General features: G+C 40.6%; 23 protein-coding genes, 5 tRNA genes and 3 rRNA genes. 9 read left to right on the top strand and 22 right to left on the bottom strand.

Annotated elements, in window-relative coordinates; genetic code table 11:
* Positions 1–268 precede the first annotated feature (268 nt).
* Both EL215_RS03105 and EL215_RS03100 read right to left on the bottom strand, forming a co-directional pair.
* Positions 269–1024: a DeoR/GlpR family transcriptional regulator gene (locus EL215_RS03105; RefSeq protein ID WP_049357243.1), complete on the bottom strand. Its 756-nt coding sequence runs from the start codon at positions 1022–1024 to the stop codon at positions 269–271.
* 21 nt (positions 1025–1045) lie between these two features.
* On the bottom strand, positions 1046–1621 hold the full coding sequence (locus EL215_RS03100; RefSeq protein WP_164757090.1) for a rhomboid family intramembrane serine protease: 576 nt from the start codon (positions 1619–1621) through the stop codon (positions 1046–1048).
* Positions 1622–1717: 96 nt separating this feature from the next.
* On the opposite strand from EL215_RS03100, the gene EL215_RS03095 reads away from it, so the two are divergent.
* Entirely contained in the window at positions 1718–2035 is a 318-nt protein-coding gene (locus EL215_RS03095) for a DUF5389 domain-containing protein (protein WP_126470140.1), read from the top strand.
* Positions 2036–2139: 104 nt separating this feature from the next.
* Here EL215_RS03095 and pgdx read toward each other — a convergent pair whose 3' ends face one another.
* Entirely contained in the window at positions 2140–2865 is a 726-nt protein-coding gene (gene pgdx, locus EL215_RS03090; protein WP_126470138.1) for a hybrid peroxiredoxin PGdx, read from the bottom strand.
* A gap of 131 nt (positions 2866–2996) precedes the next feature.
* Here pgdx and oxyR point away from each other — a divergent pair, with 131 nt between their 5' ends.
* Together oxyR and fabR are read left to right on the top strand one after the other, a co-directional pair.
* Positions 2997–3911, top strand: coding sequence for a DNA-binding transcriptional regulator OxyR (oxyR, locus tag EL215_RS03085; RefSeq protein ID WP_126470136.1), 915 nt, complete (start codon positions 2997–2999; stop codon positions 3909–3911).
* Between the two features lie 15 nt (positions 3912–3926).
* Positions 3927–4550, top strand: coding sequence for an HTH-type transcriptional repressor FabR (fabR, locus tag EL215_RS03080; RefSeq protein ID WP_049357228.1), 624 nt, complete (start codon positions 3927–3929; stop codon positions 4548–4550).
* A gap of 68 nt (positions 4551–4618) precedes the next feature.
* Here the strand turns inward: fabR and EL215_RS03075 are convergent, their stop codons facing one another.
* Positions 4619–5437, bottom strand: a complete 819-nt coding sequence (locus tag EL215_RS03075) for a 5'-nucleotidase, lipoprotein e(P4) family (RefSeq protein WP_049357226.1) — start codon at positions 5435–5437, stop codon at positions 4619–4621.
* Between the two features lie 250 nt (positions 5438–5687).
* Here EL215_RS03075 and ftsB point away from each other — a divergent pair, with 250 nt between their 5' ends.
* Genes ftsB through ispF form a run of 3 tightly spaced genes read left to right on the top strand, consistent with a single transcriptional unit; the run spans position 5688 to position 7122 of the window.
* The gene (gene ftsB, locus EL215_RS03070; RefSeq protein ID WP_126470134.1) at positions 5688–5966 is read left to right on the top strand and encodes a cell division protein FtsB; all 279 of its coding nucleotides are present in this window, start codon (positions 5688–5690) and stop codon (positions 5964–5966) included.
* Positions 5966–6649, top strand: a complete 684-nt coding sequence (gene ispD / locus EL215_RS03065; RefSeq protein ID WP_126470132.1) for a 2-C-methyl-D-erythritol 4-phosphate cytidylyltransferase — start codon at positions 5966–5968, stop codon at positions 6647–6649. Before ftsB ends, ispD begins: the two co-directional genes overlap by 1 nt.
* Positions 6646–7122: a 2-C-methyl-D-erythritol 2,4-cyclodiphosphate synthase gene (gene ispF, locus EL215_RS03060; RefSeq protein ID WP_049357220.1), complete on the top strand. Its 477-nt coding sequence runs from the start codon at positions 6646–6648 to the stop codon at positions 7120–7122. The genes ispD and ispF overlap by 4 nt, the downstream gene beginning before the upstream one ends.
* 61 nt (positions 7123–7183) lie before the next feature.
* Here ispF and mscL read toward each other — a convergent pair whose 3' ends face one another.
* From mscL to EL215_RS03005, 11 genes are all read right to left on the bottom strand, one after another.
* A complete protein-coding gene (gene mscL / locus EL215_RS03055; protein ID WP_126470130.1) occupies positions 7184–7567 on the bottom strand; it encodes a large-conductance mechanosensitive channel protein MscL in 384 nt (127 codons plus the stop codon).
* 76 nt (positions 7568–7643) lie between these two features.
* The gene (trkA, locus tag EL215_RS03050) at positions 7644–9020 is read right to left on the bottom strand and encodes a Trk system potassium transporter TrkA (RefSeq protein ID WP_126470128.1); all 1377 of its coding nucleotides are present in this window, start codon (positions 9018–9020) and stop codon (positions 7644–7646) included.
* Positions 9017–9832, bottom strand: coding sequence for a glycosyltransferase family A protein (locus EL215_RS03045; RefSeq protein WP_126470126.1), 816 nt, complete (start codon positions 9830–9832; stop codon positions 9017–9019). The genes trkA and EL215_RS03045 overlap by 4 nt, the downstream gene beginning before the upstream one ends.
* Positions 9833–11170: a 16S rRNA (cytosine(967)-C(5))-methyltransferase RsmB gene (gene rsmB, locus EL215_RS03040; protein WP_126470124.1), complete on the bottom strand. Its 1338-nt coding sequence runs from the start codon at positions 11168–11170 to the stop codon at positions 9833–9835. It abuts the gene before it with no gap.
* Entirely contained in the window at positions 11170–12126 is a 957-nt protein-coding gene (gene fmt, locus EL215_RS03035) for a methionyl-tRNA formyltransferase (RefSeq protein WP_126470122.1), read from the bottom strand. Before fmt ends, rsmB begins: the two co-directional genes overlap by 1 nt.
* A 59-nt stretch (positions 12127–12185) precedes the next feature.
* Entirely contained in the window at positions 12186–12695 is a 510-nt protein-coding gene (gene def / locus EL215_RS03030) for a peptide deformylase (RefSeq protein WP_126470120.1), read from the bottom strand.
* Between the two features lie 123 nt (positions 12696–12818).
* A 5S ribosomal RNA gene (gene rrf, locus EL215_RS03025) occupies positions 12819–12934 on the bottom strand.
* A gap of 154 nt (positions 12935–13088) precedes the next feature.
* A 23S ribosomal RNA gene (locus EL215_RS03020) occupies positions 13089–15985 on the bottom strand.
* Between the two features lie 180 nt (positions 15986–16165).
* Positions 16166–16241 (bottom strand) — tRNA-Glu (locus EL215_RS03015).
* 112 nt (positions 16242–16353) lie between these two features.
* Positions 16354–17893: ribosomal RNA gene (locus EL215_RS03010) — 16S ribosomal RNA — on the bottom strand.
* Together the 16S, 23S and 5S rRNA genes with 1 tRNA gene alongside form the textbook arrangement of a ribosomal RNA operon.
* A 316-nt stretch (positions 17894–18209) precedes the next feature.
* The gene (locus tag EL215_RS03005) at positions 18210–18878 is read right to left on the bottom strand and encodes a TfoX/Sxy family DNA transformation protein (protein ID WP_126470118.1); all 669 of its coding nucleotides are present in this window, start codon (positions 18876–18878) and stop codon (positions 18210–18212) included.
* Between the two features lie 429 nt (positions 18879–19307).
* Here EL215_RS03005 and recA point away from each other — a divergent pair, with 429 nt between their 5' ends.
* Both recA and recX read left to right on the top strand, forming a co-directional pair.
* Positions 19308–20363: a recombinase RecA gene (recA, locus tag EL215_RS03000; RefSeq protein WP_126470116.1), complete on the top strand. Its 1056-nt coding sequence runs from the start codon at positions 19308–19310 to the stop codon at positions 20361–20363.
* Positions 20364–20432: 69 nt separating this feature from the next.
* Positions 20433–20885 carry a recombination regulator RecX gene (gene recX / locus EL215_RS02995; protein ID WP_126470114.1) on the top strand — a complete coding sequence of 151 codons (453 nt, stop codon included), beginning with the start codon at positions 20433–20435 and terminating at the stop codon, positions 20883–20885.
* Here the strand turns inward: recX and crcB are convergent.
* The 7 genes from crcB to EL215_RS02960 all read right to left on the bottom strand — a co-directional run bounded on the left by crcB (position 20860) and on the right by EL215_RS02960 (position 23904).
* The gene (gene crcB, locus EL215_RS02990) at positions 20860–21255 is read right to left on the bottom strand and encodes a fluoride efflux transporter CrcB (protein WP_126470112.1); all 396 of its coding nucleotides are present in this window, start codon (positions 21253–21255) and stop codon (positions 20860–20862) included. The two genes, recX and crcB, sit on opposite strands and share 26 nt — an antisense overlap.
* Positions 21256–22074: a Cof-type HAD-IIB family hydrolase gene (locus EL215_RS02985; protein WP_126470110.1), complete on the bottom strand. Its 819-nt coding sequence runs from the start codon at positions 22072–22074 to the stop codon at positions 21256–21258.
* Between the two features lie 156 nt (positions 22075–22230).
* Positions 22231–23415, bottom strand: a complete 1185-nt coding sequence (tuf, locus tag EL215_RS02980; RefSeq protein ID WP_005635637.1) for an elongation factor Tu — start codon at positions 23413–23415, stop codon at positions 22231–22233.
* Between the two features lie 104 nt (positions 23416–23519).
* Positions 23520–23595: transfer RNA gene (locus EL215_RS02975), tRNA-Thr, on the bottom strand.
* 3 nt (positions 23596–23598) lie between these two features.
* Positions 23599–23673: transfer RNA gene (locus tag EL215_RS02970), tRNA-Gly, on the bottom strand.
* A gap of 41 nt (positions 23674–23714) precedes the next feature.
* Positions 23715–23799: transfer RNA gene (locus EL215_RS02965), tRNA-Tyr, on the bottom strand.
* A gap of 29 nt (positions 23800–23828) precedes the next feature.
* Positions 23829–23904: transfer RNA gene (locus EL215_RS02960), tRNA-Thr, on the bottom strand.
* A 212-nt stretch (positions 23905–24116) separates the two neighbouring features.
* Here EL215_RS02960 and coaA point away from each other — a divergent pair.
* Entirely contained in the window at positions 24117–25052 is a 936-nt protein-coding gene (gene coaA / locus EL215_RS02955) for a type I pantothenate kinase (protein ID WP_126470108.1), read from the top strand.
* Positions 25053–25076: the final 24 nt, after the last annotated feature.

The raw sequence follows: 25076 nt of genomic DNA, 5'->3' as shown, positions 1-25076 counted from the left end.
ACTTGATCTATCAAGCTCTTGTCTTTCTTGACGCTTCAAGCAAACCTTCCCCGTAGTCCTAAATAAAAATTGGCAGTCAAATGATTTGCCGTCCGTTTTTATCTCTAAAATTTAACAATTTAATATGCAGCAAAATTAGCTTTATCTTATATCAATAAGGATGTTGACATGAATAGAGTTAATTTTGAATTGGTCGAAACAGCAGTGGCTAAGCAGGGATGCTTACAAAAAAGTGCGGTTATTTTTTTGACCGCACTTCCTATTTAGACTATTTACAAATCACTAACTTTGTATTGCTATTTTCTAAATAATCCTCAATTTGTTTTGGCACATCATCAGTAAAAAGATAATCCACGTCTTTGAGCTCCCCTAATCGCACAATGGCTTGTCGAGAAAATTTTGAATGATCGGTCGCTAATAACGTTTGACGAGAACTTTCTATAATGGCACGTTTCACTTGGACTTCATGATAATCATAGTCCAATAATGAACCATCAAGGTCGATTGCACTAATACCCAGAATCCCGAAATCTAAACGGAATTGCGAAATAAAATTAACCGTTGCCTCACCAATAATTCCCCCATCCTTACGCAAAGAACCTCCCGCCATCGTAATATCAAAGGTTTCATTTTGACGTAATAAATGAGCAGCATTGAGATTATTTGTCACAATGCGTAAACGCTCATGATTTAACAAGGCATTTGCCACGGCTTCAGGTGTTGTACCAATATCAATAAATAAGGAGGCGCCATTTGGAATACATTCCGCCACTTTGCGGGCAATCGCACTTTTTTGGGAAGGGAAAAATTGTTTACGCTCAATATAATCTGAATTTTCTGCGGTAGAAGAAGGTGCCGCACCACCATGATGACGACGAATTAAATCTTGCTCTGCAAGAATATTCAGATCGCGTCGAATTGTCTGAGGACTAACTTCTAATTCGATAACCAGCTCTTCTGTGCTGGCATAGCCTTTTTGCGTCACAAGCTCAACAATTTTCTGATGGCGTAATGATTGTTTCATATAAATGTCTATACAGTTGAATTAGCTAAACGCTCTACTATTAATTTTACTCTGCAGAAATCCCCAAACCAATCCTAAGATAAAGCCTGAAACATGAGCTGCGTTGCCTATATTAATACCAAACAACGGACTAATAAAGCCAAAGAGAAGACCTACCAGTAACATTGTAAAAAAACCTTCCGGTAAGTCAAAGCTATGCGGGTGCAATTTGTCCACCACCAACACATAACCTAACACCGCATACACGACACCAGATAATCCGAAAAAGACAGGACCGGTAAAGTAATTCTGTGCAGCGCCACTCACTGCAGCAGACACTAAGACCAATAATAAAAAATGGAAAGAACCAAATCGGCGTTCAATCGCACCACCAAATAACCAGAACCACGAAAGATTAAATAAAATATGAGGTACCGACAAATGCACAATAGTATGTGTGAAATAACGCCATATTTCCTGATCTTCCCAAGAATAAGCAGGATAATGGAATAAATCCATCATTGGCTCTTCAAACCCTACATTCTGCAAGAGATAAATCACTGCGCAAAGTGCGGTCAAAATAAACGTGATTTTTTGTGCGCTCAATGTGCGTTTCAATACTTTTCTCTCTTCTGACGCATCGGTTTCACTATCAAATAAAGACGGCATTTGTTATATTCCTTTTTATTTTTCGTCAATCATATAAGGTTCATTATGAAAAAACAAACTATGCCGACAGGATTTAGTGGCTTCGCTTGGGGAATCGCGGCATTTTGTTTACCCATTTTACTCTGGCCTATGGCCTCTCTGCTTTCCACTGCTTTTGCGAAAAACCCAACATTAAGCGACTTTCAGATCGATCTTTTCTCGATTATCTTTTGGGTGTATCCCTTTGTTTTGGTTTTGGTTGCGCGTTTACTTTATAAATTACATCAGCATAAACCTAAACTTGCCGTAAAATTATTGCTACTAAGTGCGGTCATTTTTTACATTGTTTTAGTTTCGGTTTGCTGCATTGGCTTTAATGCTTAAGAATATAAAAACAAAATCACAAACAACAAAAAGGGAGCTTGTGCTCCCTTCAAATTATGTTCCTAACAATCAAAAATATAAAAAATTTCCTACCTAACAATCAATTAAGCAAAGTATTTTTCTAAATCGTCACTACCACCGATGTGTTTACCCCCAATAAAGATTTGTGGTACAGTGGATCGGCCAGAAACTGCACGCACACTCACGATTGTGGCATCATGCCCTAATACGATTTCTTCAAAGCTTAAGCCTTTATCATGTAAAAGTTGTTTTGCTTTCGCGCAATATGGGCAACCAGGTTTAGTGAAGATTGCGATTGATTCTTGTACTCGGAAATCGGGTGCAATATATTTCAACATGGTATCAGCATCAGATACTTTAAATGGATCGCCAGGTTCATTTGGTTCAATAAACATTTTTTCTACAACGCCATTTTTTACAAGCATAGAATAACGCCAAGAACGTTTACCAAAACCTAAATCATCTTTTCCGACTAACATCCCCATACCTTCAGTGAAGGTGCCATTACCGTCAGGAATGAATTTTACATTGTTTGCATCTTCTGCTTCTTTCCAAGCATTCATAACGAACGTATCATTTACTGACACGACTAAAATATCATCAATACCATATTGTTTGAAAACAGGCACAAGTTCGTTATAACGTGGTAAATGAGATGATGAACAAGTTGGCGTAAAAGCACCAGGTAATGAAAAAACGACAACTGTTTTGTTATCAAATAACTCGGATGTGGTTACATCAACCCATTGATCGCCTTGACGAGTGCGGAATGTAACTTGTGGAACTTTTTTTCCTTCCATATTAGACATAATGTGTCTCCTCTGTTAGTTAAATTAAGTTGTCCTAAAAACTTTATAGGCATTATAGCAAGTTTTATGATATAGTCATAATCAATTAATTCTATCCTTTTAATTGACATATTCTATAAAGTGAGAACCCTATGAATATCCGTGATTTAGAATACTTAGTAGCCCTTTCCGAGTTTAAACATTTCCGCCGAGCGGCGGATTCTTGCAATGTTAGCCAACCCACTTTAAGTGGCCAAATTCGCAAACTAGAAGATGAATTAGGCATTGTTTTACTTGAACGTACTAGCCGTAAAGTACTCTTCACGCAATCAGGTATGTTACTTGTCGATCAAGCTCGCACTGTATTACGCGAAGTAAAATTACTCAAAGAAATGGCTAGTAATCAAGGTAAAGAAATGACAGGACCATTACACATCGGACTCATCCCAACTGTTGGTCCTTACCTACTTCCTTATATTGTACCAACATTGAAAGAAACTTTCCCAGATTTAGAAGTATTTCTTTACGAAGCCCAAACTCACCAATTATTAGAACAATTGGAGACTGGGCGCTTAGATTGTGCGATTGTCGCTCGTGTAGCCGAAACTGAAGCCTTTATCGAAGTGCCTATTTTTGATGAAAAAATGTTACTAGCAGTTTCAGAACAGCATCCATGGGCATCAGAAAGCAAAATTGCCATGAATACCTTAAAAGGGCAAGAAATGCTCATGCTAGATGACGGGCATTGTTTACGTAATCAAGCACTCGATTATTGTTTTACAGCAGGCGCCAAAGAAGATTCTCACTTCCAGGCAACTAGCCTTGAAACTTTGCGTAACATGGTGGCAGCCAATGCAGGCATCACCTTTATGCCTGAACTTGCGGTATTAAATGAGGGAACACGCGAAGGCGTCAAATATATCCCTTGCCATTCTCCAGAACCAACCCGTACCATTGCCTTAGTTTACCGCCCAGGTTCGCCATTGCGTAATCGTTATGAACGTGTTGCTCGAGCAGTCAGTAAACAAGTCAAATCTATTTTAGCGAATAAAAATAATTTATTATAGATTGAGGAAAACCAAATGGCTGGTGTTCGAGCTATTCAAAAAGAAAAAACCCGTCGAGCCTTAATTGGTGCAGCGTTCAATCAATTAAGTGCAGAAAAAAGTTTTTCTAATCTGAGTTTACGTGAAGTGGCACGTGAAGCAGGTATTGCACCGACTTCTTTCTATCGCCACTTTAGCGATATGGATGAGCTCGGCTTAGAAATGGTTGATGAAGCCGGTTTAACCCTCCGTCAATTAATGCGTCAAGCTCGCAAACGTATTGATGCTGGTGGTAGTGTGATCCGTGTCTCCGTGGAAACTTTTTTTGAGTTTATTACCCACAGTACCAACGTATTCCGTTTGCTCTTACGTGAAAGTTCGGGCACTTCTCAAGCTTTCCGTACCGCAGCTGCTCGTGAAATCAAGCACTTTGTTGATGAATTGGCTGAATACATTGCGAAGAAAAACCACTACTCGCAATATGTATCTTATGTTCAGGCTGAAGGTATGGTAACCATTGTATTCACAGCAGGTTCTAATGCCTTAGATATGACCAAAGCTGAACAAGATTTGTTAAAAGAGCGTGTTATCTTACAACTTCGTATGCTTGCCAAAGGTGGTGACTTCACTGCCCATAAAGAAAAAATGACACAAAAATAGACCGCACTTTTCTACAGAAATAAAAACACCCACAATCATGTGGGTGTTTATTGATGATAAGATAGGAATTATTGACCATTCCAAGCTTTAATCGCATCTAAACGTGCTTTCACTTTGCTACTTGAATCACCTTTGAAGTAATCTTTTGCTAAACCACCCTCAAAGCCACCGTAGTTCGGGTTAGGTAAAACAATGAATGTCTTACCAAATTTTGCTTTATTTTGAATCACAAAATCACGACGTTCTGCATTTTGTTTACCGTAGATTGCATCACCAAAATCATCTAAATTATCGCCAACATAAAGTACGATGTCATAACCTTGTTTTTCAATTTCTTCAAAACGAGCAGCTTTTGCAGATTTGTCTTTCTTCAAGTAGAATGCTGATTCTTCCACACCGTTGAAGCCTAAACGTTTCATATCGTCAATAGTTCCCGCTTTTTCATTACTGTCTTTACGGTTAGACACATAGAACATTTTACCGCCGTGGGTATTTACATAGTTATTGAATTCTACTGCGCCTGGTACCACACCTGATTGACGAGCATCTACCCAACGAGTCCAATCTTTACCATCAAACGGTTTGTTATTTTGGACTTGCCAGCCAGCATAAGGGCTGTTATCTAACATAGTTTCATCTAAATCCACCACAACAGCTTTTTTCTTACCTTTTTTCACTTTAGCGTGATCAAATGCCACTTTTGCCGCATTGTATGCTTGGTAAGAAAGTGCTTGGTATTCGCCTGATTGTTGAATCCAGTTTAGGCCTAATACCGCTTGTTGCTGAAGCTGTGCATCCGCTTCTGCACTCTTATCTTGAGTTGCACAACCAGTTAAAATAAATGCTGACATCGCTGCAATAGCGGTAAGTTTTAATGTTGTTTTCATTGATTGTTCCTTTTGTTAAAACGTTATAATGGCAGGCAAAAGTATAACAAGCCTATTCAGGCAGTGGCTATGGGTTTATCAAACTTTATAACTAATTTGTGAGATAGATCACATTTTTTATTTTAAAATTACCCCATAAGCACAATGACCTCATTTCGAAAATCATCTTATTTTTAACCGCACTTTTTCATCGCATTTCACGGCATTTCACGATAAACTATCCTAGGTTTTCAGAAATAATAGGTAATTTATGCGTCTTTTCATTGGAATTTTAGTGGGTATTCTCGTGCTCTTTCAGTACGATCTTTGGTTTGGTAAAAACGGCTATTTTGATTACAAAGATGTCGCCGCCCAAATCAAAGAGAATAAAGCTGAAAATGAAAAGCTCTCACAAAGAAATCAAATGGTTTCTGCTGAAATTCAAGGACTCACAAAGGGATTTGAATCTATTGAAGAACGTGCTCGCATGAATCATGATATGGTCAAACCAAATGAAGTGTTCTATCACATCGTCAAAGAGCATAAATAATGAAGCGTGAAATTATTGCCGTCATACCTGCTGCGGGTGTTGGAAGCCGTATGCAGGCAAATAAACCTAAGCAATATCTGAAAATTTTAGACAAGACGATTCTGGAACATACACTCTCTGTCATTCTATCCCACCCTGCAATCAATCACGTTATTCTTGCGGTAGGAAAAAATGATCCCTATCTTTCAGAAATAGCTTTATTTCCTCATCAAAACATCACCCTCGTTGAAGGTGGTAAAACACGAGCTAAGTCAGTTCTAAATGGGCTAAAAGCAATTAAAAATAACCAAGCATGGGTGTTAGTGCATGATGCGGCTAGACCTTGTTTAACAAACCAAGATTTAGATAAATTGCTCCAAATCGATGATGAACAAGGCGCTATTTTGGCCATTCCAGCAGTAGATACGATTAAACGTGCGAATAAACAACAAGATATTATTAAAACAGAAGATCGCACTGAACTTTGGCTTGCACAAACCCCTCAATTTTTCCGTTGCGATCTATTAAGAAATGCACTTGAACAGGGGCTCTCTCAAGATGCCAATATTACAGATGAAGCCTCTGCGATGGAACTGGCTGGATTTAAACCGCACTTAGTCGCGGGAAGGAGTGATAATATTAAAGTGACACGTCCAGAAGATTTAGCTTTAGCCGAATTTTATTTAACAAGGAAAACTCTATGATACGAATTGGACATGGGTTTGATGTTCATGCCTTTGGTGAAGATCGCCCTTTAATTATTGGTGGCGTTGAAGTGCCTTACCATACTGGGTTTATTGCCCATTCTGATGGTGATGTCGCCTTACATGCCTTAACAGATGCTTTATTAGGTGCGGCAGCATTAGGAGATATAGGTAAACTCTTCCCTGATACCGATATGCAATATAAAAATGCAGATAGCCGTGTTTTATTACGAGAAGCATTCCGCCAAGTACAAGAAAAAGGCTATAAAGTAAGTAATGTGGATGTGACCATTATTGCACAAGCCCCTAAAATGCGTCCTCATATCGATGCAATGCGAGGGAAGATTGCGGAAGATTTACATTGTGATATTGAGCAAGTCAATGTTAAAGCAACCACAACAGAAAAACTTGGCTTTACGGGTAGAAGTGAGGGGATTGCTTGTGAAGCTGTTGCATTGTTACTCAAAGCTTAAATTTGAAGTAAAAGAAAAGGTTGGTAAAATACCAACCTTTTTTATTCACATTAAATTCTTATTATTTTTTTAATAAATCGCGAATTTCAGTAAGTAATTCTTCCTGTGAAGGTCCTTTCACTTTTTCTACTGGTTTTTTCACTTTATTGATACCTTTGATCATCATGAAGATTACGAATGCAATGATGATGAAATCAAAGACGTTTTGAACAAATGCACCGTAGTTTAATGTTACTGCTGGAGTTTCACCTACCGCTTCTGCTAACGTGATTTTTAAATCTTTGAAATCTACACCACCAGTTAAAATACCTAATACAGGCATTGCTATATCAGCTACAAGTGAACTAACAATTTTACCAAAAGCTCCACCGATAATAACACCGACTGCCATATCAACTACATTACCACGCATTGCAAATTCGCGGAATTCTTTAATAAAACTCATAAATATTCCTTTATATTGGTTTAAAAATTAAAAGAATGCGTATTATAGGTTTTAAGATTAAAAAGTAAATTGTTATTTAAATAAAAAATGCACTCGGTTGGAATAATTTTTCTATTTCTGACACAGATTTCTTGTCATTAATATAAACAATGACACTATCACCTTCTTCAATGGTCACCTGACGACGTGCAATGATAACCTCATTTTTACGTAAAATTGCCGCAATCATTGCACCAACTGGAAGTTTAATATCGCCAATCTGTCTTCCAACCACATTGGATGTGGTCAAATCGCCATGTACCACAAGTTCAATGGCTTCCGCAGTACCATGACGCAAAGATGCCACGTTTTTGATATCCCCTTTACGCACATGTCCTAATAAAGCAGAAATTGTCGCTTGTTGTGGTGAAACCGCAATATCAATGGTTCCACCTTGAATCAAATTGATATATGCCATGCGTTGAATCAGTACCATCGCTTTTTTCGCCCCTAAACGCTTTGCCAGTAATGCCGACATAATATTGGCTTCATCGTCCGCACTTAATGATAAAAAGACATCGACGTTCTCAATATGCTCTTCAAAAAGTAAATTCTGGTCAGAAGCATCACCATGGAAAACAAGGGTTTTAGAGAGTTTCTCAGCCAAGACTTTTGCTTTTTCACCGTCTCGCTCAATAAGTTTCACTTGATACTTATCTTCTAGCTGTTTGGCTACACCTGAGGCAATATTCCCGCTGCCCACAATCATGATACGCTTGTAAGTTTTCTCAAGGCGTTGCAACTCACTCATCACCGCTTTAATATGCTCTGTCGCACAAATGAAGGTAATTTCGTCTCCCGCCTCAATAATAGTCGAACCTTGCGGGCGAATTAATTTATCATTACGTAAAATTGAAATGATCCGGCAATCAATATGTGGCATATGCTCTTTAAAAGCAGATAATGCATAACCCACTAAAGGACCACCATAATACGCTTTTACAACCACAATGCTAATTCGATTATTGGAAAAATACGCCACTTGCAACGCACCTGGATAAGCAATTAAACGAGTAATCTCATCTGTAACTAAATTTTCTGGTGAAATCAGATGATCAATTGGTACATTTTCATCATTAAATAATTTATCTTTCTCACGCAAATATTCCGCATTACGAATACGCGCAATACGTGTTGGGGTATTAAAAAGGGTATATCCCAACTGGCAAGCGATCATATTAGTTTCATCAGATGCGGTTACGGCAACCATCAAGTCTGCATCTGCTGCCCCAGCATCTCGTAAAATCTTGGGGGAAGAAGGCGAACCTTTAACCACACGTAAATCATGCTTATCTTGCAAATTCTGCAAATGTTGGGATTCATTATCGACTAGTGTGATATCGTTATCTTCACTCACTAGATTTGCTGCAAGTGTTGTCCCTACTTGCCCTGCACCTAAGATGATTATTTTCATTCTGTTCTCTCCACAACCAAAGGTCGGATACCAATTTCAGCTGAATTTAGACCGCACTTTAATGCCTCAATACGGCGACAAATGGTCGCTGTGACTTGTTCAGCTTCTGCCATTTTTTCTGTAGTAATCGAAGGATCTTGTTTATTAAATAAAAGACCATCGAGCAAACGTTCTGCATGCATACCTTCACGACAAAAATGCAATACGCCTACATCTTCAAATAATGTAGCTACTTTTGCAGTTTTAGTCGTCGCAATACCTAATGCGCCATCTTCACCGCCGAGCTCTCGGAATAATTGATGTGTTGGAAATCCGCCACAAGCTAAGAAAAAAGCTTTATTGATAACGATATTTCCCCCGCAGGTCATACGCATATATTGCCATGCTTGATCAAAATTAGGATGTTCTGCATAGCGTTGGGCTAAATTTATCGGTTTTAACGCCAATCTCACCACCGATGTATCTGGCTGAAAATGAAAGGTTGCCGCAGCCACTTCCAATGCTCCAGGTTCGTATGCATCATCCGCATCTAAAAACGCAACAAAATCGACCGCACTTTTAGCAGAGAGCATTGCGCCCCAAGTTCGAGCCATCGCGACACCACTATTTTTCGGCATTTGCTCGACAGAAATTCTGTCAGGATATTGCGCGGCAAGCTGTAAGGCTAATACAAATGTATTATCTGTAGACGTATCATCAATCAGCCAAAGACGGCCAAGATTACCTTGCAGCAACGCAGACTCTACTGCACGAACAAGCGTTTGTTCAGCGTTATAGCAAGGAATGACGACATCAATTAAAGGCAAATTCATTTAAGCTAACCGTTTTCTCAATTTTGCATAATAGAACCCATCCCCGCTATTCTCTTGTGGTAAGAATTGGATTCCAATCGTATTTTCCGTTTGTTCAAACGGCAATAGCATTAATTCTGCATCGGGTGTTTCAGCTAAAAAATGCTGTATTTGCTGACTGTTCTCATCAGGAAGCACCGAGCAAGTCGCGTAAAGCAAAATGCCATTAGGTTTCAATTTTACCCAAAGCGCTTTTAGAATTTGTCCTTGCAAGGCAACCAATTGAACAATATCCGTTTCTTGACGTAACCATTTAATATCCGGATGACGACGAATCACCCCTGTTGCCGAGCAAGGTGCATCTAATAAAATACGATCAAAGGATGCTCCACTTAAATCTATTTCTGAAAGCCACTTTTCAGGCTCGGTCGCATCACCACAAACAACCGTCGCCTGTTGATTCAAACGGGCAAGATTTTCTTTGACGCGTTTTAAGCGATGAGCCTCGACATCAAGCGCAATCACTTTCGCTTGCGGTGCCATTTCTAAAATATGTGTAGTCTTCCCACCTGGCGCCGCGCAAGCATCTAAAATTAATTCATCATTTTGTGGCTCAAGCAACAAAGCAGACCATTGTGCATTGAGATCCTGAACTGTCACCGCACCTTGTGCAAAATTTGGCAACTTTGTGACCGAAAGTGGTTGAGCTAAGCGCAAAGCATGTGGATTATCACATTCAAACGCTGCTATCTCTTGCTCTTCCAACAAAGTGCGGTAAGTTTTCGTGTTATTTTGCTGTTGATTGACCCGCAACCACATTGGTGGCTTTTGGTTATTCGCCTCAATAATTTCACGCCAATTCGGATAAGCTTTTTTGAGTTTATTCACAAACCATTCAGGATGAAGCGTTTGCCAATGTTTATCTACTACAGCAAGAATATCCTCTTGTTCCCGTAAGAAGCGACGCAGTACACCATTAACCAAACCACGGAAACTATCCGATTTTAATGATTTTGTGGCGTTCACCACTTCATCCACAGCCGCATGAGCGGGCACGCGCATATAAAGTAACTGGTACAATCCCACCAATAGCAAACAGTGCACGATGCGGGTTTTACCCTTCAATGGCTTATCTAATAGTTTTTTTATAATATTTTCTAAACGAGGTAATACGCGACAAATACCAAAGGTGATTTCCTGTAATAAAGGTAAATCCTGTGGTTTTACCTGCGATTGCACGTCAGGAAGCAATGTTGATAAGGACTTACCCTGATCTAAAACCTGTAAAATCACTTGAGCAGCAATAGCGCGTACCGAAAGAGCGGTCGATTTTCCCGTTTTTTTGCGTTGAAATACCATTAGTTTAAAACCTTACCAACCTGGAACCAATCTGCTCGACCATTGAGGAAGTCTTGCACAGACATAGGTTTCTTGCCTGCGGGCTGAAGTTGCAATAAATTTAAAACGCCTTCTTTCGTGGCAATTTGGATACCTTTTCTATCGACACTTAAAATCGTCCCAGCGGGCTTATCTACATGTGGCAACACGGCAGCAACATAAACTTTTAAGGTTTGTTCATTACCCTGCTCATCGGTTAATTGTAGGAAACTAATCGGCCAAGGATTAAACGCGCGAATATTACGTTCAAGCTGGGCTGCCGATAGCGACCAATCTAATTTAGCCTCTTCTTTGGAAAGTTTCTCTGCATAGTTACTTTGGCTATCATCTTGTTTTTCCGCAATGAACTTCCCTTCTTCCAAATGATCTAAAACATCAATCAATGCAGACGGCGCAATTTCAGCTAACTTATGGTAAAGCGAGGCAGAGGTTTCTTGCACATCAATATCACAATACACTTTATGTAACATATCGCCAGTATCTAAACCCACATCCATTTGCATAATTGTCACACCTGTTTGTTGATCACCTGCCCAAATAGAGCGCTGAATAGGTGCTGCGCCACGCCAACGTGGTAAGAGAGAGCCATGCACATTTAAACAACCTAAACGAGGCATATCTAACACTGCTTGAGGTAAAATCAAACCATAAGCGACAACAACCATTACATCAGCATTTAACGCTTTAAGCTCTGCTTGTGCTTCTTCTTTACGCAAGGATTTTGGTTGATAAACCGGAATTTGATGCTGTTCTGCTAATTGCTTTACAGGACTCGCTTGCAATTTTTTACCACGGCCAGCCGGTTTATCTAGCTGCGTATAAACAGCAATAATATTATGATGTGAATTTAAGAGTGCAGCAAGATGTTGTGCTGCGAAGTCCGGTGTACCGGCAAAGATGATATTCAATGGTTTCATAATGTTCTACGTTATGGCGTTGATAGGAAAAGTGCGGTCATTTTATACCGCACTTTTGATTATTGTTTTGCAATTTGTTTTTTATATTTCACTAATTTTTCTTTGATACGTTGACGTTTCAATGGTGAAAGATAATCCACAAATAAAATACCGTTCAAATGATCGATCTCATGTTGAATACAGATTGCTAATAAACCATCTGCATCAAGCGTAAATTCTTTTCCATGACGATCTAACGCTTTTACCGTGATTTTTTCTTTACGAGGCACTAAAGCACGGAATCCTGGAATAGATAAACAACCTTCTTCAATCCCAGTTTCACCTTCAGAAGCCAAAATTTCTGGGTTGATCAACACTAACTGATTTTGTTTGTCACCTTCAATATCAATCGTAATAATACGTTGCAAAATATCTACTTGTGGTGCAGCAAGACCAATGCCTTCTTCTAGGTACATCGTATCAAACATATCATCTACAATTTTGCGAATGTCATCATTGACTTCGACAACTGGCTCACAAACAATTTTTAGGTGATCATCTGGATAAATTAATACATTAAGTGCGGTCATATTTTCTCTTGTTTTATAAAAATTACAGCGATGATTGTATCATAGAATCAACGCTTTGCTAAAATATTGAAAACTCCATAAACAAAAACCCCAAGCCATTCAGCTCGGGGTTCTACATTCAGTACCTGGCGGTGTCCTACTCTCACATGGGGAAACCCCACACTACCATCGGCGCATCAGCGTTTCACTTCTGAGTTCGGTATGGGGTCAGGTGGGACCACCGCTCTATCGCCGCCAGGATTATTCCTTTAATAACTTTTCTATTTCTCTCTGCTCCGCTATCTCTAGCGTCTCACAACCAAACAAGCTGATTCACCTAAAAACTTTCTTCTTCTCTTTCTTCTCTGAGTTTTTTATTTTAATCTCACAACCTCAAAAACCCTTGAGCGTTGTATAGTTAAGCCTCTCGGGCAATTAGTATCTGTTAGCTCAACGGCTCACACCGCTTACACACCAGACCTATCTACGTCTTAGTCTTAAACAACCCTTACTGTCTTAAAAACAGGGAGAACTCATCTCTTGGCAAGTTTCGTGCTTAGATGCTTTCAGCACTTATCTCTTCCGCACTTAGCTACCCGGCAATGCGTCTGGCGACACAACCGGAACACCAGTGGTGCGTCCACTCCGGTCCTCTCGTACTAGGAGCAGCCCCAACCAATTCTCCAACGCCCACGGCAGATAGGGACCGAACTGTCTCACGACGTTCTAAACCCAGCTCGCGTACCACTTTAAATGGCGAACAGCCATACCCTTGGGACCTACTTCAGCCCCAGGATGTGATGAGCCGACATCGAGGTGCCAAACACCGCCGTCGATATGAACTCTTGGGCGGTATCAGCCTGTTATCCCCGGAGTACCTTTTATCCGTTGAGCGATGGCCCTTCCATTCAGAACCACCGGATCACTATGACCTACTTTCGTACCTGCTCGACTTGTCCGTCTCGCAGTTAAGCTTGCTTATACCATTGCACTAACCTGACGATGTCCGACCGTCATTAGCAAACCTTCGTGCTCCTCCGTTACTCTTTGGGAGGAGACCGCCCCAGTCAAACTACCCACCAGACACTGTCCGAGACCACGTTTCGTAATCTTCGTTAGAACATCAAACGTTAAAGGGTGGTATTTCAAGGACGACTCCATAATCACTGGCGTGACTACTTCTAAGTCTCCCACCTATCCTACACATCAAAATTCAATGTTCAGTGTCAAGCTATAGTAAAGGTTCACGGGGTCTTTCCGTCTAGCCGCGGGTACACCGCATCTTCACGGCGATTTCAATTTCACTGAGTCTCGGGTGGAGACAGCCTGGCCATCATTATGCCATTCGTGCAGGTCGGAACTTACCCGACAAGGAATTTCGCTACCTTAGGACCGTTATAGTTACGGCCGCCGTTTACTGGGGCTTCGATCAGGAGCTTCTCTTTCGATTACACCATCAATTAACCTTCCAGCACCGGGCAGGCATCACACCCTATACGTCCACTTTCGTGTTTGCAGAGTGCTGTGTTTTTAATAAACAGTTGCAGCCAGCTGGTATCTTCGACCGGTTCAACCTTCAGGGGCAAGCCCTTACAATCTACGCCGGCGCACCTTCTCCCGAAGTTACGGTGCTATTTTGCCTAGTTCCTTCACCCGAGTTCTCTCAAGCGCCTGAGTATTCTCTACCTGACCACCTGTGTCGGTTTTCAGTACGGTTTAGATAAACCTGAAGCTTAGTGGCTTTTCCTGGAAGTGTGGTATCGGTTACTTCAGCTCCGTAGAGCCTCGTCATCATCTCTCAGTGTTAAAGAAGTCCGGATTTGCCTAAACTTCACACCTACTAACTTAAACGCACATATCCAACAGTGCGATAACCTAACCTGCTCCGTCCCCACATCGCAGTTTATCCAAGTACGGGAATATTAACCCGTTTCCCATCGACTACGCTTTTCAGCCTCGCCTTAGGGGCCGACTCACCCTGCCCCGATTAACGTTGGACAGGAACCCTTGGTCTTCCGGCGAACGGGTTTTTCACCCGTTTTATCGTTACTTATGTCAGCATTCGCACTTCTGATACGTCCAGCAAACCTCTCGATTCACCTTCTTCCGCTTACAGAACGCTCCCCTACCCAACAGACTTTCGTCTGATGCCGCAGCTTCGGTGCTATATTTGAGCCCCGTTACATCTTCCGCGCAGGCCGACTCGACTAGTGAGCTATTACGCTTTCTTTAAATGATGGCTGCTTCTAAGCCAACATCCTAGCTGTCTAAGCCTTCCCACTTCGTTTCCCACTTAATATAGACTTTGGGACCTTAGCTGGCGGTCTGGGTTGTTTCCCTCTCCACGACGGACGTTAGCACCCGCCGTGTGTCTCCTGAGTATCACTCTTCGGTATTCGTAGTTTGCATCGGGTTGGTAATCCGGGATGGACCCCTAGCCGAAACAGTGCTCTACCCCCGAAGGTGTCCGCTCAAGGCTCTACCTAAATAGATTTCGGGGAGAACCAGCTATCTCCCGGTTTGATTGGCCTTTCACCCCCAGCCACAAGTCATCCGCTAATTTTTCAACATTAGTCGGTTCGGTCCTCCAGTTAGTGTTACCCAACCTTCAACCTGCCCATGGCTAGATCACCGGGTTTCGGGTCTATACCTTGCAACTATTCGCCCAGTTAAGACTCGGTTTCCCTTCGGCTCCCCTATTCGGTTAACCTCGCTACAAAATATAAGTCGCTGACCCATTATACAAAAGGTACGCAGTCACCCTTTCAGGCTCCCACTGCTTGTACGTACAAGGTTTCAGGTTCTATTTCACTCCCCTCACCGGGGTTCTTTTCGCCTTTCCTTCACAGTACTGGTTCACTATCGGTCAATCAGGAGTATTTAGCCTTGGAGGATGGTCCCCCCATCTTCAAACAGGATATCACGTGTCCCGCCCTACTTATCATTAGCTTAGTACCATGACCTGGACTTCGAGTACGGGGCTATCACCCTGTATCGCCAAACTTCCCAGCTTGTTCCTCTGTCTCTGTCATTATCACTAACAGGCTCCTTCGCGTTCGCTCGCCGCTACTAACGAAATCTCGGTTGATTTCTTTTCCTCGGGGTACTTAGATGTTTCAGTTCTCCCGGTTTGCCTCACTTACCTATGTATTCAGTAAGTGATAGTAGATTCTTCATCTACTGGGTTTCCCCATTCGGACATCTTGGATTAAACGCCTCTTATCGACTCATCCAAGCTTTTCGCAGATTAGCACGTCCTTCATCGCCTCTGATTGCCAAGGCATCCACCTTGTACGCTTAGTCACTTAACTATACAACCTCAAAAATTCTTGATGTTGTGTTTTCAACTAAACACTTGATTGCTTTTGTTCAATCAAGATTTTATTCTTACTCAGACTTTTTCTTATCCTTTAAGGACTTGAAAGTCTCTTCAGTTTTTCAGCTTGTTTCCTGGTTGTTAAAGAACAGAAGATAATAAAGTTATCTTTATTTGGCGTCCCCACGGGGATTCGAACCCCGGTTACCGCCGTGAAAGGGCGATGTCCTAGGCCTCTAGACGATGGGGACAACAAATAAAGATACTCTATCTTACACTTTGCTTACGCACTTTTCTCTCTTCATTCATTTTCTACAATATATCAATCAATCTGTGTGGACACTTATTGTCTCTCGTTTTTGGTAAGGAGGTGATCCAACCGCAGGTTCCCCTACGGTTACCTTGTTACGACTTCACCCCAGTCATGAATCATACCGTGGTAAACGCCCTCCAAAAGGTTAAGCTATCTACTTCTGGTACAACCCACTCCCATGGTGTGACGGGCGGTGTGTACAAGGCCCGGGAACGTATTCACCGCAACATTCTGATTTGCGATTACTAGCGATTCCGACTTCATGGAGTCGAGTTGCAGACTCCAATCCGGACTTAGACGTACTTTGTGAGATTCGCTCCAGCTCGCACTCTCGCTTCCCTCTGTATACGCCATTGTAGCACGTGTGTAGCCCTACTCGTAAGGGCCATGATGACTTGACGTCATCCCCACCTTCCTCCGGTTTATCACCGGCAGTCTCCTTTGAGTTCCCGACCGAATCGCTGGCAACAAAGGATAAGGGTTGCGCTCGTTGCGGGACTTAACCCAACATTTCACAACACGAGCTGACGACAGCCATGCAGCACCTGTCTCAGAGTTCCCGAAGGCACCAATCCATCTCTGGAATGTTCTCTGGATGTCAAGAGTAGGTAAGGTTCTTCGCGTTGCATCGAATTAAACCACATGCTCCACCGCTTGTGCGGGCCCCCGTCAATTCATTTGAGTTTTAACCTTGCGGCCGTACTCCCCAGGCGGTCGATTTATCACGTTAGCTACGGGCGCCAAACTCAAAGTTCAACCCCCAAATCGACATCGTTTACAGCGTGGACTACCAGGGTATCTAATCCTGTTTGCTCCCCACGCTTTCGCACATGAGCGTCAGTACATTCCCAAGGGGCTGCCTTCGCCTTCGGTATTCCTCCACATCTCTACGCATTTCACCGCTACACGTGGAATTCTACCCCTCCCTAAAGTACTCTAGACTCCCAGTCTGAAATGCAATTCCCAGGTTAAGCCCGGGGCTTTCACACCTCACTTAAAAGTCCGCCTGCGTGCCCTTTACGCCCAGTTATTCCGATTAACGCTCGCACCCTCCGTATTACCGCGGCTGCTGGCACGGAGTTAGCCGGTGCTTCTTCTGTAGTTAACGTCAATTGGCTAGCCTATTAAACTAACCACCTTCCTCGCTACCGAAAGAACTTTACAACCCGAAGGCCTTCTTCATTCACGCGGCATGGCTGCGTCAGGGTTGCCCCCATTGCGCAATATTCCCCACTGCTGCCTCCCGTAGGAGTCTGGGCCGTGTCTCAGTCCCAGTGTGGCTGGTCATCCTCTCAGACCAGCTAGAGATCGTCGGCTTGGTGAGCCTTTACCTCACCAACTACCTAATCCCACTTGGGCTCATCTTATGGCATGTGGCCCGAAGGTCCCACACTTTAATCTTTCGATATTACGCGGTATTAGCTACAGTTTCCCGTAGTTATCCCCCTCCATAAGCCAGATTCCCAAGCATTACTCACCCGTCCGCCACTCGTCATCAAAGAAGCAAGCTTCTTTATGTTACCGTTCGACTTGCATGTGTTAAGCCTGCCGCCAGCGTTCAATCTGAGCCATGATCAAACTCTTCAATTCAAGTTCAATCGCTCAATACTGCTGACATAAAATGTCACTACTTAAAAAGTATTATGAATTTCTAGTTAGCACCTATTAAGACTTCAAAATTAAAAAATATTTTTAAAACAAGTCAATCAACAAGTGCCCACACAGATTGTCTGATATATTGTTAAAGAGCAAAAAATAACGACGCACTGGTTTTTCTTAAGATTCACAACAGCGCGTCGTTGTGTGGGGCGTATTATAGGCATTTCAGAATTCTTTGCAAGTGATTTTTTAAAAAAACTCGTTAACCGATTATTTTTTAGGCATGAATTCCTTTGCGTAATACTCTCTAACTAACCTTTTTAGACGCTCGTTTACAACGTCTAAATCCATTTGCGGAGAGTATTTCATTAAGTTTACTAAGGCCTCTTTCCTTCTCTTTTTCAGTGTAAAACTCACAATTACGATTTTCCAAAGCTCCGCGAAGTCGCCAATAAAAAGCTTCACTTGCACTAATATCCGCTTTCTTCAAACGAACAATCGCATTTTCAGCACCAATTTTTCGTAAAGTATCGACATTGTCAATCCCTACTTTATTTAATGCTCGTTCATACTTTATCGATAAATTTGGTAAGTCCCTAATTCGCCCAACATTAGATAGCGCAAAATCGAGTTTCTCCTTCCTTATTTGAGTAATTGAAAGAATAATCAACGTTCTCATTAGAACGTTATCCTTTAAGATACTTTCGGTTAAAGCATAATAATCAGATAATACAAAACGCTTATTGAGTTCATTTGTTGTAAAAGATTTACATCCAAGTCCTTTTAATTTTATTGAAAGCTCATCCTTAGCTCGCAAGTAAACTTTATTGTTTACCCAAACAGCAAACATATCTTTTTGTTTATGAAACAAGCCATATCCCGTAAATAGATTCTTACTTGTCACATCTCCAATAAGTTGATTTAGCAAATCACATACTTTGGTAATATTATCATTAGGTATCGGTAGGATTTTCATTTTAAAGCTCCCCTTAGAGTAAAGTTTATTTATCTATAACTAAGAAGTACTTCTATAGAATAGTTATACCATAATCGATTAAGTGTAACGAAGAGAAATTTTCAATTTTGTGAGATAGATCGCAAATATAAAATTTATTTTTAAATAGGTAATTAGATAATGAAAAATAATTTTATAATTAGATACTTAAACTCATTGAAGATAGTAAAATAACAATCAATAATAACTAAAATTATTCTTATATAAGTAATTATCATAAACGCTATATTTACGATAAGTATTTTTGATATGGCTATGGCTACTACATTAGTCTAAAACTTGGAATCTAGTTCACATTTTTTCAGTAAGGAAAAATTTTTCCTTGATACTGTACATCAATACAGATATAATCTAACCAAATTTAGATAACTCTATTTAAGAAGGTTTTATATGGCAACTCAAGAAGAAAAGCAAAAAGCGCTCGCCGCAGCACTTGGTCAAATTGAAAAGCAATTCGGTAAAGGCTCAATTATGAAATTGGGCGATACTCAAGCCCTTGATGTAGAATCTGTTTCAACTGGTTCTTTAGGTCTTGATGTAGCTCTTGGTATTGGTGGTTTACCAATGGGTCGTATTGTTGAAATTTTTGGACCTGAATCTTCTGGTAAAACAACCTTAACTTTATCTGTTATCGCTCAAGCACAGAAAGTAGGTAAAACCTGTGCATTTATAGATGCGGAGCATGCACTTGATCCTATTTATGCAGCAAAACTTGGTGTTGATGTTAAAGAGCTCTTAGTCTCCCAACCAGACAACGGTGAACAAGCACTTGAAATTTGTGATGCCTTAGTGCGCTCTGGAGCGGTAGATGTGGTCATTGTGGACTCTGTTGCTGCACTTACCCCAAAAGCTGAAATCGAAGGTGAAATGGGTGATTCACACATGGGTTTACAAGCGCGTTTGATGTCTCAAGCACTACGTAAATTAACCGGTCAGATCAAAAATGCAAACTGTCTCGTTATCTTCATTAACCAAATTCGTATGAAAATAGGTGTCATGTTTGGTAACCCAGAAACCACAACTGGTGGTAACGCGCTAAAATTCTACTCTTCTGTTCGTTTAGATATCCGTCGTACTGGTTCAGTTAAAGATGGAGATGAGATCATTGGTAACGAAACTCGTGTTAAAGTAGTTAAAAACAAATTAGCCGCACCTTTCCGCCAAGTAGATTTCCAAATTCTTTATGGAGAAGGTATTTCTAAAGCAGGCGAATTGATTGAACTCGGCGTTAAACACAAACTTGTTGAGAAATCTGGTGCGTGGTATGCATATAACGGTGAAAAAATTGGTCAAGGTAAAGCTAATGCAATGAAATGGTTACATGAAAATCCTGCTAAATCAGACGAACTTGAAGCGAAGCTTCGTGCTGAATTAGTCGCTAACCCAGAACAAGCATTAATGGCTGATATTGAACAATCTAATGATGACGCAGAAAGCGATTTCTAATCACTAAAAGTGCGGTCAAAATTGACCGCACTTTTCATTTCAACCGTATTTCACCTAAAAGGAATTTCTATGTCTTCTCTTGCCTTGAGCTATGTTGTTAATTTACTTGCTCGACGTGAATATAGCGAATTTGAACTACGCAATAAAATGCGGGAAAAAGCATTTACAGAAGATGAGATCGATGAAACGATTGCTTACTGCCAGAAAAAAAACTGGCAAAATGATAAACGATTTGCTGAAAATTATTTACACGCACGTTCGCAACGTGGGTATGGTGCAAATCGTATCAAACAAGAGTTACGTCAACTTAAAGGTGTATCTTCAGAGGTAATCAATGAAGTCCTCACAGAAAGTGAAATTAATTGGATTGAAATAGCAGAAAAGGTTCTACACAAAAAGTTTCCTAACTATGCAGAACCTCAACCAATCAAAAGCAAACAAAAGATTTGGCAGTATATGCTCTCTCATGGATTTTATTCTGAAGAATTTAGCGATTTTATCGAAAATGGAATAGAAGACTGATGAGTCTAAAGAAATAAATCCCTAATACTGTAAAAATTAAACAACCAACTAAATGGCTCACTAAAACAAACAATCCATTTACCCATTCTTCTTTAAAAAAAAGTTCTATTACTTCGCCTGAAAAAGAAGAAAAGGTGGTGAGAGCCCCAAGAAATCCAGTCACTAAGAATAATCGCCATTCAGAACTAAATTGAGGAAATAACCAAAAGGCTGCCACTAAAATCCCCATCAAAAAACAGCCAATAAAGTTCGCCACAAGTGTACCAAATGCAAGTGTACTAAATAGTGAATTCAACCAAAGACCTAATCCCCATCGTAAGGATGCACCGATGGCTGCACCTGTGCTCACAAGAATGATTGACTGAAACATTTATTTGATACCAAAAAGCTCCGCCAGATGTTTGGCTACTGCTTCGTCTTTATTGAACCCAATCTCTTCTAATTCAGGGCAAGCTTCTTTTAGACGAGGATCGGCATTCGCCATCACATAACCTTTACCAGCCCAAGAAAGCATTTCAACATCATTCTGACCATCTCCAAAAGCAATACAATCTTTTAATCCATAATTTCTATTTTCTAATAGATGAGCTAATGCATCACCTTTAGATACATTTTTGTTCATGACCTCTAAGCAAGTCACAGCAGAATAAACAATCGTCGTTTTATCACCAAAATGCGTTCTAAGATAATCTTCTAGTTCTACAAGATCTTTCGGATCACGAGCAATAAAAAATACTTTTTCAGTTCCTCTTCCATGGTGTTTTGTGAAATCAACCACCTCATACATGAAACCTGAATCCTTGTGATATTTTGCTAATTCAGGCACATCTATATTGATAAACCAGCCATCATCTTGATAAGTATTGATACAAATCTTGGTACGATCAAAAGGGATTTTATACAACTCAAGCACGATTTCTTCTGGAAGACTATTGCTATAAATAAGGTTACCTTTTAGGTCTCGTACTCTCGCGCCATTGGAAGTAATCATTACAGCATGCTTCGCTCCAATCTTACCTAAAATAGAAGAAACATCCGTGTGATTACGGCCTGTCGCTAAAATAATATCAACACCTTTTTGTTCTAATTTATTTAATATCTCAATTGTGAAATCACCAATTACATGATTGGTATTGAGTAATGTACCGTCAAGATCAGAAACCACGGCTTTAAATGGAAGTTGTTGCATAAAACCACCTATATAAAAAATGAGTCTGTATCATACCAAAACAACACGATTTTTTACCGCACTTTCTATCATAAAAACGATATTCATTGATAAAAAACAAAAAGGCGTATCGAAAGATACGCCTTTTTATCTAACTTGTTACAGTTAATGCATCAATTATTTGATGATTTTCGCAACAACACCAGCACCTACTGTACGGCCACCTTCACGGATTGCGAAACGTAAACCTTGGTCCATCGCGATTGGGTGGATTAAGCTTACTGTCATTTTGATGTTATCGCCTGGCATTACCATTTCCACACCTTCTGGTAACTCGATTGTACCAGTTACGTCAGTTGTACGGAAATAGAACTGTGGACGGTAACCTTTGAAGAATGGAGTGTGACGACCACCTTCATCTTTTGATAATACGTACACTTCTGATTCGAAGTCAGTGTGTGGCGTGATTGAACCTGGTTTCGCTAACACTTGACCACGTTCGATTTCTTCACGTTTAGTACCACGTAATAATGCACCAATGTTTTCACCTGCACGACCTTCGTCAAGTAATTTACGGAACATTTCAACACCGGTTACAGTTGTTTTCGCTGTTGGTTTGATACCTACGATTTCAACTTCATCACCAGTACGGATGATTCCACGCTCAACACGACCTGTTACTACTGTACCACGACCTGAAATTGAGAACACGTCTTCGATTGGAAGAAGGAACGGTTGGTCAATTGCACGCTCTGGTTCAGGAATGTAAGTATCTAAGTGGTTTGCTAACTCAAGGATTTTTTCTTCCCATTCTGCAACGCCGTTTAATGCTTGTAATGCAGAACCACGTACGATTGGCGTATCATCACCTGGGAAGTCATATTGAGAAAGAAGTTCACGCACTTCCATTTCTACTAATTCTAATAACTCTTCGTCATCTACCATGTCGCATTTGTTTAAGAATACGATGATGTAAGGTACACCTACTTGGCGACCTAATAAGATGTGCTCACGAGTTTGTGGCATTGGACCATCTGTCGCCGCTACTACTAAAATAGCACCGTCCATTTGCGCCGCACCGGTAATCATGTTTTTAACATAGTCCGCGTGTCCTGGGCAGTCAACATGTGCGTAGTGACGAGTTGGAGTATCGTATTCAACGTGTGATGTGTTGATGGTGATACCACGCGCTTTTTCTTCTGGCGCGTTATCGATTTGATCGAATGCACGAGCTGCACCACCGTAGTGTTTTGCTAATACGGTTGTGATTGCTGCTGTTAAAGTTGTTTTACCGTGGTCAACGTGGCCGATTGTACCCACGTTTACGTGCGGTTTTGTACGTTCAAATTTTTCTTTAGACATTTAAAGAGTCCCTCTAAATAGACACGGTTATCGATGGGTAAATTAAACCACATTAACCAATAAAATCATTACTATTTAATAAAGGAGAGAGGAATTTTTAAGGCTGGTGCTGATAGGCGGATTTGAACCGCCGACCTCACCCTTACCAAGGGTGCGCTCTACCAACTGAGCTATATCAGCGTTTGGAGCGGGCAGCGGGAATCGAACCCGCATCATTAGCTTGGAAGGCTAAGGTAATAGCCATTATACGATGCCCGCAGTCCTAAATTCATCTGTCCCATCAGAATTCATTTAGAAAATGGTGGAGGGAGAAGGATTCGAACCTTCGAAGGCTGAGCCAACAGATTTACAGTCTGCCCCCTTTGGCCGCTCGGGAACCCCTCCACGCTAAATGAATACTTGTTTACTAAGAATGGTGCCGACTACCGGAATCGAACTGGTGACCTACTGATTACAAGTCAGTTGCTCTACCTACTGAGCTAAGTCGGCATGTCGTAAGCAAGTGAGGCGTATTATATGGAATTTTTTACTTCTGACAAGCTTTTTTTTTAAAAAAAAAGTTTTTTTTGATCATTCGTCTAATTTACAAGCAAAAATATATTGCCAGAATACAAAATTTATCAATTTTAATGAAAATCAATGATCATTCTTCATTTATAGGGTATATTTTGTCCAGTTTTTCTGTCTATACATAAAACACCGTGAATATTACTGAACAATTTATCCCTTTTTTAAACTTTAGCCGCCAGCAATGGGCAGAATTAAGAAAATCTGTTCCGCTAAAATTAACGGAGCAAGATCTAAAGCCACTTTTAGGCTTTAATGAAGAGCTTTCTCTTGATGAAGTAAGTACTATCTATCTACCGCTTGCACGCCTAATCAACTACTATATTGATGAAAACCTTCGCCGCCAAACAGTTTTAAATCGATTTCTTGGCGGGCAACGTCCTAAAGTTCCCTATATCATTAGTATTGCAGGAAGCGTTGCGGTCGGGAAAAGTACTTCAGCGCGCATTTTACAATCACTGCTCACCTATTGGCCCTTTGAGCGGAAAGTAGATCTCATTACTACCGATGGTTTTCTCTTGCCGCTGGAAAAACTGAAAAAAAAGAACCTCTTACAAAAGAAAGGATTCCCGATTTCTTATGATACGGCCAAGTTAATTCAATTTCTAGCTGATATCAAATCAGGTAAGCCATCAGTAAAATCACCAATTTATTCTCATTTGACTTACGATATCATTCCAGATCAATTTAATATTGTCGATCAACCGGATATTTTGATTTTAGAAGGATTAAACGTTTTGCAAACAGGTTCAAGCAAAACTAGACAAACTTTCGTGTCTGATTTTGTAGATTTTTCTATCTATGTGGATGCAGACGAAAAACTTCTTAAAGAATGGTATATTAAGCGATTCTTAAAATTCCGCCAAAGTGCTTTTACAAATCCTGACTCCTATTTTAAACATTACGCTAATCTCTCTGAGCAAGAAGCGATTGAAACGGCTAGCAACATTTGGGATAACATTAATGGATTGAATTTAAAACAAAATATTCTGCCGACTCGTGAGCGCGCCAATCTCATTCTTAGAAAAGGTGAAAATCACGAAGTTGAGTTAGTGAAATTAAGAAAATAAAAAAGAGCGGTCAGATCAAACTGA

Source organism: Haemophilus parainfluenzae (assembly GCF_900638025.1).
GTDB lineage: Bacteria > Pseudomonadota > Gammaproteobacteria > Enterobacterales > Pasteurellaceae > Haemophilus_D > Haemophilus_D parainfluenzae_J.
The sequence above is the reverse complement of the archived record's forward strand: the minus strand, read 5'-3'. Positions and strand labels throughout refer to the sequence as shown.

Excerpts from the sequence above, each read along its gene's own strand:
- def (WP_126470120.1), bottom strand. The coding sequence starts at position 12,695 with ATGACCGCACTTAATGTATTAATTTATCCAGATGATCACCTAAAAATT.
- tuf (WP_005635637.1), bottom strand. The coding sequence starts at position 23,415 with ATGTCTAAAGAAAAATTTGAACGTACAAAACCGCACGTAAACGTGGGT.
- EL215_RS03005 (WP_126470118.1), bottom strand. The coding sequence starts at position 18,878 with ATGAAAATCCTACCGATACCTAATGATAATATTACCAAAGTATGTGAT.
- fmt (WP_126470122.1), bottom strand. The coding sequence starts at position 12,126 with ATGAAACCATTGAATATCATCTTTGCCGGTACACCGGACTTCGCAGCA.
- recX (WP_126470114.1), top strand. The coding sequence starts at position 20,433 with ATGTCTTCTCTTGCCTTGAGCTATGTTGTTAATTTACTTGCTCGACGT.
- EL215_RS03075 (WP_049357226.1), bottom strand. The coding sequence starts at position 5,437 with ATGAAAACAACATTAAAACTTACCGCTATTGCAGCGATGTCAGCATTT.
- EL215_RS02985 (WP_126470110.1), bottom strand. The coding sequence starts at position 22,074 with ATGCAACAACTTCCATTTAAAGCCGTGGTTTCTGATCTTGACGGTACA.
- oxyR (WP_126470136.1), top strand. The coding sequence starts at position 2,997 with ATGAATATCCGTGATTTAGAATACTTAGTAGCCCTTTCCGAGTTTAAA.
- ispF (WP_049357220.1), top strand. The coding sequence starts at position 6,646 with ATGATACGAATTGGACATGGGTTTGATGTTCATGCCTTTGGTGAAGAT.
- EL215_RS03045 (WP_126470126.1), bottom strand. The coding sequence starts at position 9,832 with ATGAATTTGCCTTTAATTGATGTCGTCATTCCTTGCTATAACGCTGAA.
- EL215_RS03095 (WP_126470140.1), top strand. The coding sequence starts at position 1,718 with ATGAAAAAACAAACTATGCCGACAGGATTTAGTGGCTTCGCTTGGGGA.
- fabR (WP_049357228.1), top strand. The coding sequence starts at position 3,927 with ATGGCTGGTGTTCGAGCTATTCAAAAAGAAAAAACCCGTCGAGCCTTA.
- mscL (WP_126470130.1), bottom strand. The coding sequence starts at position 7,567 with ATGAGTTTTATTAAAGAATTCCGCGAATTTGCAATGCGTGGTAATGTA.
- crcB (WP_126470112.1), bottom strand. The coding sequence starts at position 21,255 with ATGTTTCAGTCAATCATTCTTGTGAGCACAGGTGCAGCCATCGGTGCA.
- ispD (WP_126470132.1), top strand. The coding sequence starts at position 5,966 with ATGAAGCGTGAAATTATTGCCGTCATACCTGCTGCGGGTGTTGGAAGC.
- EL215_RS03105 (WP_049357243.1), bottom strand. The coding sequence starts at position 1,024 with ATGAAACAATCATTACGCCATCAGAAAATTGTTGAGCTTGTGACGCAA.
- recA (WP_126470116.1), top strand. The coding sequence starts at position 19,308 with ATGGCAACTCAAGAAGAAAAGCAAAAAGCGCTCGCCGCAGCACTTGGT.
- pgdx (WP_126470138.1), bottom strand. The coding sequence starts at position 2,865 with ATGTCTAATATGGAAGGAAAAAAAGTTCCACAAGTTACATTCCGCACT.
- ftsB (WP_126470134.1), top strand. The coding sequence starts at position 5,688 with ATGCGTCTTTTCATTGGAATTTTAGTGGGTATTCTCGTGCTCTTTCAG.
- trkA (WP_126470128.1), bottom strand. The coding sequence starts at position 9,020 with ATGAAAATAATCATCTTAGGTGCAGGGCAAGTAGGGACAACACTTGCA.
- rsmB (WP_126470124.1), bottom strand. The coding sequence starts at position 11,170 with ATGGTATTTCAACGCAAAAAAACGGGAAAATCGACCGCTCTTTCGGTA.